Annotated in this window: 14 protein-coding genes; 6 read left to right on the top strand and 8 right to left on the bottom strand. The window is 64.9% G+C overall.

Annotated elements, in window-relative coordinates; genetic code table 11:
* The 6 genes from rplC to rpsL form a co-directional block, all read right to left on the bottom strand.
* A complete protein-coding gene (gene rplC / locus WC729_RS09720; protein ID WP_372852046.1) occupies window positions 1-756 on the bottom strand; it encodes a 50S ribosomal protein L3 in 756 nt (251 codons plus the stop codon).
* Between the two features lie 200 nt (window positions 757-956).
* The gene (rpsJ, locus tag WC729_RS09725; protein WP_034161642.1) at window positions 957-1,268 is read right to left on the bottom strand and encodes a 30S ribosomal protein S10; all 312 of its coding nucleotides are present in this window, start codon (window positions 1,266-1,268) and stop codon (window positions 957-959) included.
* 107 nt (window positions 1,269-1,375) lie between these two features.
* The gene (gene tuf, locus WC729_RS09730; RefSeq protein WP_332716319.1) at window positions 1,376-2,569 is read right to left on the bottom strand and encodes an elongation factor Tu; all 1,194 of its coding nucleotides are present in this window, start codon (window positions 2,567-2,569) and stop codon (window positions 1,376-1,378) included.
* 77 nt (window positions 2,570-2,646) lie between these two features.
* Window positions 2,647-4,722, bottom strand: a complete 2,076-nt coding sequence (fusA, locus tag WC729_RS09735; RefSeq protein ID WP_372852049.1) for an elongation factor G — start codon at window positions 4,720-4,722, stop codon at window positions 2,647-2,649.
* 69 nt (window positions 4,723-4,791) lie between these two features.
* Window positions 4,792-5,262: a 30S ribosomal protein S7 gene (gene rpsG / locus WC729_RS09740; protein WP_299912737.1), complete on the bottom strand. Its 471-nt coding sequence runs from the start codon at window positions 5,260-5,262 to the stop codon at window positions 4,792-4,794.
* Between the two features lie 55 nt (window positions 5,263-5,317).
* The gene (rpsL, locus tag WC729_RS09745; protein WP_019516007.1) at window positions 5,318-5,689 is read right to left on the bottom strand and encodes a 30S ribosomal protein S12; all 372 of its coding nucleotides are present in this window, start codon (window positions 5,687-5,689) and stop codon (window positions 5,318-5,320) included.
* A 331-nt stretch (window positions 5,690-6,020) separates the two neighbouring features.
* Between rpsL and glpD the strand changes: the two genes are divergently transcribed.
* Window positions 6,021-7,475 (top strand): glycerol-3-phosphate dehydrogenase, encoded by a 1,455-nt coding sequence (gene glpD / locus WC729_RS09750; RefSeq protein WP_372852052.1) that lies wholly within the window; start codon window positions 6,021-6,023, stop codon window positions 7,473-7,475.
* Here glpD and WC729_RS09755 read toward each other — a convergent pair.
* The gene (locus WC729_RS09755) at window positions 7,468-8,031 is read right to left on the bottom strand and encodes a DUF4337 domain-containing protein (protein ID WP_372852054.1); all 564 of its coding nucleotides are present in this window, start codon (window positions 8,029-8,031) and stop codon (window positions 7,468-7,470) included. The two genes, glpD and WC729_RS09755, sit on opposite strands and share 8 nt — an antisense overlap.
* Before the next feature lie 120 nt (window positions 8,032-8,151).
* Here WC729_RS09755 and WC729_RS09760 point away from each other — a divergent pair, with 120 nt between their 5' ends.
* From WC729_RS09760 to WC729_RS09780, 5 genes are all read left to right on the top strand, one after another.
* Window positions 8,152-9,090 carry a rhodanese-related sulfurtransferase gene (locus WC729_RS09760; RefSeq protein WP_372852056.1) on the top strand — a complete coding sequence of 313 codons (939 nt, stop codon included), beginning with the start codon at window positions 8,152-8,154 and terminating at the stop codon, window positions 9,088-9,090.
* A 62-nt stretch (window positions 9,091-9,152) separates the two neighbouring features.
* A complete protein-coding gene (locus WC729_RS09765) occupies window positions 9,153-9,908 on the top strand; it encodes an SDR family NAD(P)-dependent oxidoreductase (protein WP_372852058.1) in 756 nt (251 codons plus the stop codon).
* On the top strand, window positions 9,905-10,810 hold the full coding sequence (locus tag WC729_RS09770) for a sigma-70 family RNA polymerase sigma factor (RefSeq protein ID WP_372852060.1): 906 nt from the start codon (window positions 9,905-9,907) through the stop codon (window positions 10,808-10,810). Before WC729_RS09765 ends, WC729_RS09770 begins: the two co-directional genes overlap by 4 nt.
* An 83-nt stretch (window positions 10,811-10,893) precedes the next feature.
* Window positions 10,894-11,244 carry a YciI family protein gene (locus WC729_RS09775; RefSeq protein WP_372852062.1) on the top strand — a complete coding sequence of 117 codons (351 nt, stop codon included), beginning with the start codon at window positions 10,894-10,896 and terminating at the stop codon, window positions 11,242-11,244.
* Window positions 11,241-12,458, top strand: coding sequence for an RNA polymerase sigma factor (locus tag WC729_RS09780; RefSeq protein WP_372852064.1), 1,218 nt, complete (start codon window positions 11,241-11,243; stop codon window positions 12,456-12,458). The genes WC729_RS09775 and WC729_RS09780 overlap by 4 nt, the downstream gene beginning before the upstream one ends.
* Window positions 12,459-12,462: 4 nt before the next feature.
* On the opposite strand, the gene WC729_RS09785 is transcribed toward WC729_RS09780, so the two are convergent.
* Complete coding sequence (locus WC729_RS09785; protein WP_372852066.1) at window positions 12,463-13,881, bottom strand: coniferyl aldehyde dehydrogenase; 1,419 nt, start codon at window positions 13,879-13,881, stop codon at window positions 12,463-12,465.
* Between the last annotated feature and the right edge of the window lie 16 nt (window positions 13,882-13,897).

Genomic DNA, 13,897 nt, shown 5'->3' on the forward strand with positions numbered 1-13,897 from the left:
TCAGCCCTCCTGGCCTTCGGTCGCTTCCACGGCCTGGACGTCCTCAGCGGGCGTCTCGGCGGGAGCGGTGTTGCTGTTCGCGGCGGCCTTCAGGCCGGCCGGGTACGGCGCATCGGCGTGACGGGCGACCTTGACGGCGTCCTTGACGAGCAGCCAGCCGCCCTTCGAGCCGGGCACCGAGCCCTTGACGAAGATCAGGCCGCGCTCGGCATCGGTCGATACGATTTCGAGATTCTGCTGGGTGCGGTTCTTGTCACCCATCTGGCCGGCCATCTTCTTGTTCTTGAAGACCTTGCCCGGATCCTGACGCTGACCGGTCGAACCGAGCGAACGGTGCGAGACGGACACGCCGTGGGTGGCGCGCAGACCGCCGAAGCCCCAACGCTTCATGCCGCCCGCGAAACCCTTACCCTGGGTCACGCCCTGGATATCGACGATCTGGCCGGCGACATAATGGGCAGCCGAAATCTCGGCGCCCACTTCGAGCACGGCGTCGTCGGAGACGCGGAATTCGGCAACCTTCGCCTTCGGCTCGACTTCGGCCTTGCCGAAGTGGCCGCGCTGCGGCTTGGCGACATTCTTCGCCTTGGCGGTGCCAGCACCAAGCTGGACAGCGGTATAACCATCACGGTCGGCCTCGCGAACGGCCACTACCTGCAGATTTTCCAGTGCCAGGACGGTGACGGGCACATGGCGCCCATCGTCCTGGAACAAGCGGGTCATCCCCATTTTCTTCGCGATCACGCCAGTGCGCATGATCAATGCTCCTATTACAGAGGCCCGCCGGAACAATTTCCGACGGGCGTGTCAGCCCAAAATATAATGCGTGCCCCGTCCCGGGCTGGTGTCCCCGCGGAAGCAGGGACGTGACGGGGGACGCAGACCCGGGCAAGCCCGGCGGTATCCCTATCAGGCTCCGCTTGCGGCGGAACCGAATCTCGTTTGGAGCGCGGCCTTTAGGCCAGCTTGATCTCCACGTCTACACCTGCGGCGAGATCGAGCTTCATCAGCGCGTCCACCGTCTGCGGGGTCGGCTGAACGATGTCCAGCATCCGCTTGTAGGTACGGACCTCGAACTGCTCACGCGACTTCTTGTCGATGTGCGGTCCGCGGTTCACCGTGAACTTCTCGATGCGCGTCGGGAGGGGAATGGGGCCGCGGATGAGTGCGCCGGTGCGGCGCGCCGTGTCGGCGATATCGCCGGTGGCCTGATCGAGCACACGATGATCGAATGCCTTCAGACGAATCCGAATGTTCTGCGTTTCCATAACCCTACCGATGCGAAAGAGCGGGTTGCCCGAGAGCAACCGAACCATTGTTCACTGAAATAGCAACCGCCCGACTCCCTGGGGAATCGGGCGGAGGCGCGTCTATATTACTTCGAGATGCCGCTGACAATACCCGAACCGACGGTACGGCCACCTTCACGGATCGTGAAGCGCTGGCCCACGTCCATGGCGATCGGCGCAATGAGCTTGACGCCCAGAGCGATGTTGTCGCCAGGCATGACCATCTCGGTGCCCTCGGGCAGCTCGACGGTGCCGGTCACGTCAGTCGTACGGAAGTAGAACTGCGGGCGATAGTTGGCGAAGAACGGCGTGTGACGGCCACCCTCGTCCTTCGACAGCACATACACTTCCGACTGGAAGTCGGTGTGCGGCTTGATCGAACCGGGCTTGCAGAGAACCTGGCCACGCTCGACCTCTTCACGGCCCACGCCGCGGATCAGCGCACCGATGTTGTCGCCGGCCTGGCCCTGATCGAGCAGCTTGCGGAACATTTCGACGCCCGTGACGGTGGTCTTGCGGACTGCCGGGTGGATGCCGACGATCTCGACTTCCTCGCCGACCTTCACAATGCCGGTCTCGACGCGGCCGGTGACGACCGTGCCGCGACCCGAGATCGAGAACACGTCCTCGATCGGCATCATGAACGGCTTGTCGAGCGGACGCTCGGGCTGCGGCAGATATTCGTCAACCGCCGCCATCAGCTTGAGAACGGCGTCATGGCCGATCTCGGGCTGCTTGTCGTCGAGCGCGCACACTGCCGAGCCACGGATGACCGGGATGTTGTCGCCGTCGAAATCATACTTCGAGAGCAGCTCGCGGATTTCCATCTCGACCAGCTCGAGGATTTCCTCGTCGTCGACCAGATCGACCTTGTTCATGAACACGACCATCGTCGGCACGCCGACCTGACGGGCGAGCAGGATGTGCTCGCGGGTCTGCGGCATCGGGCCGTCGGTGGCGGACACGACCAGGATCGCGCCGTCCATCTGGGCGGCACCGGTGATCATGTTCTTCACATAATCGGCGTGGCCCGGGCAATCGACGTGCGCATAGTGGCGCGCGGTCGTCTCGTACTCGACGTGAGCGGTCGAGATGGTGATGCCGCGCTCGCGCTCTTCCGGAGCCTTGTCGATGTTGGCATAGCTCGTGAACGTAGCGCCACCGGTCTCAGCCAACACCTTGGTGATGGCGGCCGTCAGCGACGTCTTGCCGTGATCGACATGGCCGATCGTGCCGATGTTGAGATGCGGCTTGGTCCGCTCGAACTTTGCTTTAGCCATTTTTCCTACCTTCTAGAATCAGATTCGCGGCCTTCAGGGCACCACGCGAACGCGGCCCCTTAACGACCTATTTCAAGTTACGCCAGCTTAGCCTTCACTTCTTCGGCAACGTTGGCTGGCACTTCGTCATAATGCGAGAACTGCATCGTGTACTGAGCGCGGCCCTGACTGAACGAGCGGAGCTGGTTCACATAGCCGAACATGTTCGCCAGCGGCACGATCGCCTCCACCGCAGTCGCGTTGCCGCGGCTGTCGGTGCCCTGGATCTGGCCACGACGGCTGTTCAGATCGCCGATCACGTCGCCGAGATAATCCTCCGGCGTCACGACCTCGACCTTCATGATCGGCTCGAGCAGCTTGATGCCCGACTTCTGGGCCGCTTCGCGCATCGCGCCGCGGGCACAGATTTCGAACGCCAGCGCCGACGAGTCGACGTCATGATATTTGCCGTCGATCAGCTGAACCTCGAAATCGATGATCGGGAACCCGATCAGCGATCCGGTCTCGGCCGTCTCGCGCATGCCCTTCTCGACCGACGGGATATATTCCTTCGGAACGTTGCCGCCCTTGATCTGGTCGGAAAAGACGAAGCCCGAACCGCGCTCGCCGGGAATGACCTTGATCTTGATCTCGGCGAACTGACCCGAACCACCCGACTGCTTCTTGTGGGTGTAGCTCATCTCGATCGGCTTCGCGAGATATTCGCGATACGCCACCTGCGGCGCGCCGACATTCGCTTCGACCTTGAACTCGCGCTTCATGCGATCGACCAGGATCTCGAGATGGAGCTCGCCCATGCCCTTGATGATGGTCTGGCCGCTCTCGATGTCCGACGTCACGCGGAACGAAGGATCCTCGCGAGCGAGACGATTGAGCGCGACGCCCATCTTCTCCTGGTCGGCCTTCGTCTTCGGCTCCACCGCGACCTCGATGACGGGATCCGGGAATTCCATGCGCTCGAGGATGATCGGGGCGTTCTGCGCGCAGAGCGTGTCACCGGTCGTGGTATCCTTGAGGCCCGCCAGAGCGACGATGTCGCCGGCGAATGCTTCCTGGATGTCCTCGCGGCTGTTCGCATGCATCAGCAGCATGCGGCCAACCTTTTCCTTCTTGTCCTTCACCGAGTTGGTGACGATCGATGCAGCGTCGAGCTTGCCCGAATAGATGCGGGCGAAAGTCAGCGTGCCGACGAAGGGATCGTTCATGATCTTGAACGCCAGCGCCGAGAACGGCGCATCGTCGGCCGGCGGACGCGAATCCGGGGTCACGCCGTCGAGCTTCAGACCCTCGACGTCCTTGATGTCCAGCGGCGACGGCAGATAATCGACCACGGCGTCGAGCAGGGGCTGAACGCCCTTGTTCTTGAACGCGGAGCCGCACAGCACCGGCACGAACGAGAAGTTCAGCGTGCCCTTGCGGATCAGCTTCTTCAGGGTCGCGACGTCGGGCTCGTTGCCCTCGAGATACTGCTCCATGATGTCGTCGTCCTGCTCGACGGCCATCTCGATCAGCTCGGAACGTGCGGTCGCAGCCAGGTCGGCCAGGTCAGCCGGGATTTCCTGATATTCGAACTTCGCGCCGAGCGACTCTTCGAGCCAGATGATCGCGCGATTCTCAACCAGGTCGACCAAGCCCTTGAAGTCGCCTTCGAGGCCGATCGGCAGATAGAGGACGGCCGGACGCGCGCCGAGGCGGTCCTTGATCATCTGCACGCACATGTTGAAGTTCGCGCCGGTGCGGTCGAGCTTGTTGATGAAGCACATCCGCGGGACGTGATACTTCTCGGCCTGACGCCACACCGTCTCGGACTGCGGCTCGACACCGGCAACGCCGTCGAAGCAGGCGACCGCGCCGTCGAGCACGCGCAGCGAACGCTCGACTTCAATCGTGAAGTCGACGTGGCCGGGGGTGTCGATGATGTTGATGCGGTGATCGTTCCAGAAGCACGTCGTTGCAGCCGACGTGATCGTGATCCCGCGCTCCTGCTCCTGCTCCATCCAGTCCATCGTGGCGGTGCCCTCATGGACTTCGCCGATCTTGTAGGACTTGCCGGTGTAATAGAGGATGCGCTCGGTCGTCGTCGTCTTGCCGGCGTCGATGTGCGCCATGATGCCGATGTTGCGGTACATGTCGAGCGGATGGCTGCGGGCCATGATCGGATTTTCCTTAGCGATGTAGGAGGCCGGGGATCGCCCCCGGCCTTCACAATATAGGAGGTATTTTTACCAGCGGTAGTGGCTGAAGGCGCGGTTCGCCTCGGCCATACGATGGGTATCTTCGCGCTTCTTCACCGCGTTGCCGCGGTTGTTGGCGGCATCCATCAGTTCGCCCGAGAGGCGTGCCGACATGGTGTTCTCCGACCGCGCGCGCGCGGCGGTGATCAGCCAGCGGATGGCCAGCGCCTGGGCGCGCTCGGGGCGCACTTCGACGGGGACCTGATAGGTCGCACCGCCGACGCGGCGCGAACGGACTTCGATGCCCGGCTTCACATTGGCGAGCGCCTCGTGAAACACGCCGATCGGATCCTTCTTCGCGCGCTGCTCGACGGTCGAGAGGGCACCATAGACGATCAGTTCGGCGACGGACTTCTTGCCGTCCAGCATGACGCTGTTCATGAACTTGGAGAGAACCTCATCCCCATACTGGGGATCAGGCAGGATGACCCGCTTTTCGGGACGACGACGACGTGCCATTTCAATTTCCTTCTAAACTTCAGCCCTGTGAGGTCGGCATATGCAGCCGACCGGCTTACTTCGGACGCTTTGCGCCGTACTTGGAACGCGACTGGCGGCGATCCTTCACACCCTGTGTATCGAGCACACCGCGGAGAACGTGATAGCGGACGCCGGGAAGGTCGCGAACGCGGCCGCCACGGATCAGCACCACCGAGTGCTCCTGGAGGTTGTGCCCCTCGCCGGGGATGTAGCTGATGACTTCGCGCTGGTTGGTCAGGCGAACCTTGGCAACCTTGCGCAGAGCCGAGTTCGGCTTTTTCGGAGTCGTCGTGTAGACGCGGGTGCAGACGCCGCGCTTCTGCGGGTTCTGCTCCATTGCAGGGACCTTGGACTTGGCCTTCTGCGGGTCGCGGCCCTTGCGGACCAGCTGGTTGATCGTCGGCATGAATCTCTTCACCTTGGGTACGTGGTTACTTTGCTGGAGCCATGACGCTCGGGAATACAAAAAGGACCGCTGGGTGGACTTTCGACCCCCCGGGCCCTGGAATGCATCCAGCAATGTTCAAGCTTGTCCCGACAGGTATGGTCCCGTCGGAGCAGCGGCGCCTATACAAGCCGACTCGGGGGTGGTCAATGGTGAGTGCCGGGACTCTTCCGATCGCCCGTTCCCGCCCGGTGCGCTGTCGCCCCCAATATGACATTTCGAGAAGGCCGGATAGAATATTTGGGCCGGCGCCGCGGCTATCCAGCGCCCGCGGCTGTGGTAACAGCGCCTGATGACTTACGACCTTCTCATCATCGGCGGCGGCATCAATGGCTGCGCGATCGCGCGCGAGGCATCTTTGCTCGGGCTCAAGGTCCTGCTGGTCGAGCGCGACGACCTGGCGGGGCATACCTCCTCTGCCTCGACCAAGCTGATCCATGGCGGCCTGCGTTATCTCGAATATTATGAGTTCAGGCTCGTCGCCGAGGCGCTGCGCGAGCGCGAGCGGCTGATCCACGCCGCGCCGCACATCATCCGCCCGCTGCTGTTCGTGCTGCCGCAGGAGAATTCGGTGCGGCCCTGGTGGATGATTCGGCTCGGCCTTTATCTCTACGACATGCTCGGCGGGAAGATGTCCCTGCCTCGCTCGCGCGGCCTGCGCGCCAGCGACACTGCCTATTCGGCACCGCTCAAGGGCGGCAATCGGGGCTTCGTCTATTCCGATGCCGCCGTCGACGATTCTCGCCTGACCGTGCTCAACGCGATCGATGCCGCCGACAACGGCGCGGAGATCGCGGTCGGCGTGGCGCTCGAGTCGGCGCGGCGGAACGGTGACGTCTGGCAGGCGACCTTGTCGGACGGCCGCACTGTGGAAGCGCGGGCGGTCGTCAACGCGGCCGGGCCCTGGGTCCACGGCATGCTCGACGACCTGGGCGTCAGCGCGAAGAGCGGCGTCCGGCTGGTCAAGGGCAGCCATATCGTCGTGCCCAAACTCTATGAGGGCGCGCACGCCTATATCCTGCAACTGAGCGACCGCCGCATCGTATTCGCGATTCCCTATCAGGGCGCGTTCACCGAGATCGGTACGACAGACATCCCGGTCGATCGTCCCGAGGACGCCAGGATCAGCGATGACGAGATCGCCTATCTCTGCGCGGCGGCCAACACGCATTTCGTGAAGCAGATCACGCCCGCCGACGTGACGTCGAGCTGGTCGGGCGTCCGCCCGCTCTATGACGACGGCGCAAGCGAGGCCAAGGCGGTCACCCGCGACTATGTGCTCGAACTCGACACCGACGGCCCTGCCCTGCTCAGCGTGTTCGGCGGCAAGATCACCACCGCGCGCCACCTCGCCGAGGAAGCGATGGGCAAACTTGCCAAACCGCTTGGCCTGACCGCTCATCCGGCAACGCGCGCGCGCGTGTTTCCGGGCGGCGCCATTCCCGACTTCGCGCTGTTCCTGGCGCAGGTCCGCACGACCTGGCCCTTTCTCGGCGAGGCGCGCTCGGCGCGCATGGCGCACGCCTATGGCACGATGCTCGCCGAGATGCTGGACGGCGTGACTGACGAGGCCGGCCTGGGTGCGGATCTCGGTGGCGGGCTGACCGAGATCGAAGCGCGCTGGATGAAAACCCGCGAATGGGCGCGGACGCCCGAGGACGCGCTGATGCGGCGGAGCAAGATCGGCCTGCACCTGACCGACGCCGAGCGCGCCATCTTCGCCGAGCGCTGGAACGCGCTCAGCTGAGAAAGCTCGCCAGCGCGTTCGGGTGGATTGCCCAGCCGGCAAAGCCCGCGACGCCCATTACCAGCCCGAACCCACCGAACCCCCAAGCTGACACCAGCAGCCACCGCGTCTCCGCCAGCGCTGCGACCGCCGCGAGCGAGATCGCGATCGAGATGAGCGCGTCCGACATGTCGAACTGATCGTCATGAGTATTCAGCGCGTCATATTGCGCATCGTCCGCCTCGGCCTTCGCTTTCAGCCGTGGCGTCTCCGCCGCGTATTTCGTCGCCTCGGCATCCATCGAGACCAGCGCCGTACGCGCTGCGACAGAGGGAGTCGCCCCGGCGATCACCGCGATCTCGGCCTTGGCCGTCTCGACGATATGCGCCTTGGTCTTGGTCGCCTGATATTCGGACCAGGTGTCGATCGCATCGCTCTTCGCGAGCTGCATCGCCTGGACCAGATTGTCGTCCTTGATGTTCGCCACCGCCATGAAGACCGAGAGGATGACCACCGTCATCGCCACCAGTCGATTCAGCATCCGGTCGCGGCCGCCCTCGGGGAGATCATCCTCCATGCACTGTCCTTCGTCATGAGCATTCTCCCGGGACGCAGAGAGTGGTGAGCGCGGCGGCGCGGCGCAATGGGGCAGTACCGGTTTTGACGGGAGGGGCCGGGATACTCTAGCGGAGCCGTCATGGCTCCTCTTCGCGTAACCGCTCTTTACCGTTTCGCCCGCTTTCCGGATCCGGCCGCGTTGCGCGAGCCGCTCGCGAACCTGTGCGAAGAGAACGGCGTCCGAGGCACGATCCTGCTCGCGAAGGAAGGCGTCAACGGCACCATCGCCGGCGCGCCCGACGCGATCGAGCGCGTGCTCGACCATATCCGCACCCTGCCCGGCTGCGCGGATATCGAGGTGAAGGACAGCCATGCGGAGAAGATGCCGTTCCACCGCATGAAGGTGCGCCTCAAGCGCGAGATCGTGACGATGGGCGAGCCCGATATCGATCCGCTGGAGGAAGTCGGTCATTACGTCCCGCCCGCCGAATGGAACGCGCTGATCGATGCGCCCGGTACGATCCTGATCGACACCCGCAACGATTATGAAGTCGCGATCGGCACCTTCTCCGGCGCGATCGCCCCGAAGACCCACAGCTTCCGCGATTTCCCCGCCTGGTTCCGCGCGCATCGCGACGCGTTCGCCGAGGCGCCGAAGATCGCGATGTTCTGCACCGGCGGCATCCGCTGCGAGAAAGCCACGGCCTTCCTCAAGGCGGAGGGGCTGGACGAGGTCTACCACCTCGAAGGCGGCATCCTGAAATATCTGGAGGAGGTGCCGGCCGAGCAAAGCCGCTGGGAAGGCGAATGTTTCGTCTTCGACCAGCGCGTGGCAGTGACGCACGGACTCGAGATCGGCACGCATGCGCTTTGCCATGCCTGCCGCATGCCGGTCAGCCCGGAAGACCAGGCGTCCCCACTCTATATCGAAGGCGTGAGCTGCCCGGCCTGCCACGCCTCCCGCAACGAAGAACAGCGGGCGAGCTATGCCGAACGCCACCGCCAGGAACGCCTCGCCGAGGCGCGCGGCGAGGTGCATGTCGGCCGGCGCTTTTCCGACGACAGCGCGCCGGAATAATTTTTCGCGACTCCTTTGCCCACGCTCGCCCGTCATGGCGTCGGACAATGAAGGAGCATCCCATGGAGTTGAACAACAAGCGCGTGCTGGTCACCGGCGGCAGCCGCAGCCTTGGCCTCGGAATCGTGGAGGCGCTCGTCGCCGAAGGAAGCAAGGTCTGGGCAGTGGCGCGCGGTGCCCGCGATCTCGACGCGGTGCGAACGCGGCTCGGCGTAGAGACGATCTCCGCCGACATCACCGATGCGGGCGCGGCGAACGACATCCTCTCGACCGTCCGTCCCGATATCCTGATCCTCAACGCCGGCGCCATTCCGCAAATGGCGCGGTTCGACGAGACCAGCTGGGAGAAATTCACCGCGACCTGGGAGACCGACGTCAAGGGTGGCCTTTACTGGATGCAGGCGGCGCTGAAAATGCCGCTCGCCCCCGGCAGCCGGGTGCTGGTCAGCTCGAGCGGCGCCGCGATCCAGGGCTCGTCCATGTCGGGCGGCTATGGCGGTGCCAAGCGCATGCTGTGGCTGATGGCCAAATATGCCAGCGGGCTGTCTGAAGAGAAGGGCCTGGGCATCCGCTTCCAGACCATCGTGCCGATTCAGATGGTCCGCGGGACGGGCGTCGGCGGGGCCGGCTCCAGCGCCTATGCCCGGGCGATGGGCATCGAGCAGGAGGCGTTCCTCGCGCGCTATCCCGAGATGCCGCCGCGCGACTTCGGCGATCATGTGGTGCGCGTGCTCACCGATTCCGCCTATGAGTCGGCAATCGCCATCGGCATCAGGGGCGACACGGGTGCCGACATCATCGAGGAGCAGGCGGCTTGAGCCAGCGACCGATCTCTGACGTCGACGAAGCGCAGTTCCTCGCACTGGTCGGCGAGATCCGGCCGGCGCTCCACCGCTATTGCGTGCGGCTGACGGGATCGGTCATCGATGGCGAGGATGTGGTGCAGGATGCCATAACGCGGGGCTATCAGACGCTCGACAGCCTCAACGCGATGTCGGCGCTACGCCCCTGGTTGTTCCGAATCGCCCATAACCGTGCGCTCGATCTGCTGCGGAGCCGCGCCCTGCGTGCGGCCGAGCCGCTGGAGGCAGCCTTCGACATGCCCGACGAAGAAACCCCCGATCCGTTCGAGGCGCTGATGCGCCAGGAAGCGATCTCGACCGCCATCTCGCGCTTCGTCGAGCTGCCGACAGCGCAACGAAGCGCGGTGATCCTGAAGGACATACTCGGCCAGTCGCTCGATGACGTTGCCGGCCTGCTCGATACCAGCATCGACTCGGTGAAGGGCCATCTGGCGCGCGGCCGGGCACGGTTGAAGGAGATCAACGCCCGGCCGCCCTTGCCGCCGCGGCCCCGAACGCCCTCGGCCGAGAACCGGCTGTATGTCGATCTGTTCAATCGGCGCGACTGGGATGGCCTGCGCGCCCTGTTGGCGGAGGATGTGAAGCTGACCCAGGCGACGCACCCGCCCCGCTCGGGCGCCGATGTCGGCCTGTTCTTCACCATCTACGCCCGCAACACGGCAGTCCATCTCGCCCCGGCATGGCTGGGCGAGCGGGAGGTGATCGCGGTATTCGAGAACGGCCCGGCGGCTCGGCCGCATCACATCATGTGGCTGGAATGGCGCGACGACCGGATCGTCACGATCCGCGACTATCGCTACGTCCCCTATGTGCTCGACGGCGCGGAGCTGATCCTCGAAGGCGCTCGCGAAAAATAATTCCGGGCCCTGTCGAATCCCCCGCCCCTCGCCCGTCTCCGCTATACGATCGCAGGACGCGATCGCTGATGGAGGACAGACCGATGCAGTATATGCTCCTGATCTATGAGGACGAGACCGCTTACGGCGACAAGCATGACAGCCCCGCCGTGATGGAGATCGTCCAGCGCCACATGGCGTTCGGCGGCGAGCTCGGCGCGCAGCGCAAGGGCGGTGCGGGGCTGATGCCGACCAACATGGCCACCACTGTGGTCACCCGCTCGGGTGCACAGACCATCCATGACGGCCCGTTCGCCGAGACCAAGGAGCAGCTCGGCGGCTTCTACATCATCGACGCACCGGATCTGGATGCGGCGATCGCCATCGCGAAGAAGCTCCCGATCTATGCCGATGGATCGGTCGAGATCCGACCGCTGCTCGGCGGGACCGATTGAACAACGCGCTGGACCGGGCCGCGCGCGATCACGGCGCGCGGGTGCGTGCCGCGCTCGCGGCCCGGTTCCGCGATCTCGACATCGCCGAGGAGGCGTTTGCCGAGGCCTGCGCCCGGGCGGTGACGGCCTGGGCGGCCGAAGCGCCGCGCGATCCTGCGGCCTGGCTCTACCGCGTCGCCGACCGCGCCGCGCTCGACATGGTGCGGCGGCGCGCGACACGATCCGGCGCCACGCTGCCCGAACCAGAACCGCCGCCCAGCCCGGAGGAGGAAATGATGGCCGACACCAGGCTGATCCCCGACGAGCGGCTCAAGCTGATCTTCGTCTGCTGCCATCCGGCGATCCATCCCGAGGCACGCGCGGCGCTGACGCTCAAGCTGGTCTGCGGCCTGTCGACGCAGGAGATCGCGCGCGCCTTCCTCCTGCCCGAACCAACCCTGGCGCAGCGCCTGGTACGCGCGAAGAACAAGATTGCCGGCGCCGGCGTGCCCTTCGAGGTGCCCGGCCCCGACGCCTGGCCCGATCGGCTCGACGCCGTGCTGAGCACGATCGAGATCGCCTATGCCAAGGCGCATGAGGATGGCGGCGGCAGCGGCCGGCATGCCGGCTATGCGCAGGAGGTGCTCGGCATCACCGCCACGCTCGCCGCGCTGGCGCCGAACGAGCCCGAGGTGCTGGCGCTGGCGGCAACGGTGCGCTTCGCCGAGGCACGACGACCGGCACGGGTGGATGCCAATGGGATGATGGTTCCGCTCGCCCGGCAGGATCCGGCGGCATGGAACAAGGCGCTGATCGCCGAGGCACGCCCTTATCTCGCTCGGGCGCTCGGTGCCGGGCTCCCAGGCAGGCGCGCCCTGCAGGCGCTGCTCCATGCGGAATGGTGCGCGCGAGCGTCGCTGAAGGAGCCGGCGCCGTGGCGATCGGTGCTCGCGCTGTATGATGCCCTGCTCGCGCTACGCGACGACGCGATTACCCGGCTCAACCGCGCGGTGGCGCTCGCCGAGATTGCCGGGCCGGAAACGGCGCTGGAGGAGGTCGATGCACTGGACGCGCCGGGTTTGGCGGATTTCCTGCCCTATCATGCCGTCCGTGCCGATATGCTCGCGCGAATCGGCCTCACCGATGCCGCGCGGGAGGCCTATGACGCAGCGTTGAGGCTGGGGCCGGAGCGCGCCGAACGACTGTGGCTGGAAAGTCGGCGCGCGAGGCTGTGAACCCTTACCCCTTCATCTGCCGCGCAACCGCCTTCATCGTCGCCTTCCCGTAAGGCGGCTTGAGCCCCGCGATCTTCGCCACGTCGAGCTTCACCTGCTTGTAGACGCTCTTGGCATGGCTGAACGTCCGGAACCCGTCGAGCCCGTGATAAGCCCCCATGCCCGAAGGCCCGACCCCGCCGAACGGCAAATCCTCCATGCTGATATGGAAGATCACGTCGTCGAGCGTCACCCCGCCCGCAATGGTCCGGTCAAGCACCTGCCGCCGCTCCGCCTCGTCGCTGCCGAAATAATAGAGGCCGAGCGGCCGGTCGCGTCGGTTCACCTGGGCGATCGCGTCGCCGATCCCGTCATAGCGGCGCACCGGCAGGATCGGCCCAAAAATCTCCTCCTGCATCACCGCCATGTCGTCGGTCACGTCAGTGACGATGTGCAGCGGCATTTTCCGGGCGTTGGACGCGCCGAAATCCTCGTTCGCCGGATTGACCGTTTCGACCTTGGCGCCCTTCGCCCGAGCATCGTCGAGTAACCCGTTGAGCCGCGCGAAATGCCGGTCGTTGATGACCGAGGTGTAATCGGGATTGGCGAGCAGGGTCGGATACATCGCCGATGCCGCCGCCTTCAGCCCGCTGATCACTTCCGCCTCCTGTGCTGCCTCGACCAGCATGTAATCCGGCGCGAGGCAGATCTGCCCGGCGTTGAGCATCTTGCCCAGTGCAACCCGTTCGGTCGCCTTGGCGAGATCGGCCGACTTGCCGATGATCACTGGCGACTTGCCGCCAAGCTCCAGCGTGACGGGAGTCAGATTGTCGGCGGCGGCGTGCAGGATATGCTTCCCGACCGCTGTCGCACCAGTGAAGATCAGATGGTCGAACGGCAGTTCCGCAAACGCCTTGCCGACCTCCGGGCCGCCCGAGACGAAGGCGAGCTCATCGGCCGCGAAATAATCGCCTACGATCTCCTCGAACAGCTCGGCGACGCGCGGGGTATATTCGCTGGTCTTCACCATCGCGCGGTTGCCCGCCGCGAGCACCCCGGCGAGCGGCGACATGACGAGATTGACCGGGAAATTCCACGGCGCGATCACGCCGACCACCCCCTTGGGCTGATATTCGATCCACGCCTTTGCCCCGAGCAGGCCGAGCGGGAACAGCACCGGCCGCTTTTCCGGGCGCGCCCATTTCTCGACCGATTTGAGCGCATGGTTGATCGGCGCGATCGAGCTGGCGATGTCGGTCAGCATCGATTGCTCGCGGCTGCGATGCCCGAAATCCTCGCTCAGCGCGTCGCAGAATTTCGCGGCATTGTCGCTTACCATCGCCGCGGCGCGCTTCAGCCGGTCCTTGCGGACGGCCATCGACACCGGCAGTTCCTCCATGAACGCGACGCGCTGCTTCGTTAGGATTTCCTGCATCGTCGCCATCGTCTCTCTCCCCTGC

Origin of the sequence: Sphingomonas sp. (assembly GCF_041661825.1) — a bacterium.
Classification (GTDB): domain Bacteria; phylum Pseudomonadota; class Alphaproteobacteria; order Sphingomonadales; family Sphingomonadaceae; genus Sphingomonas.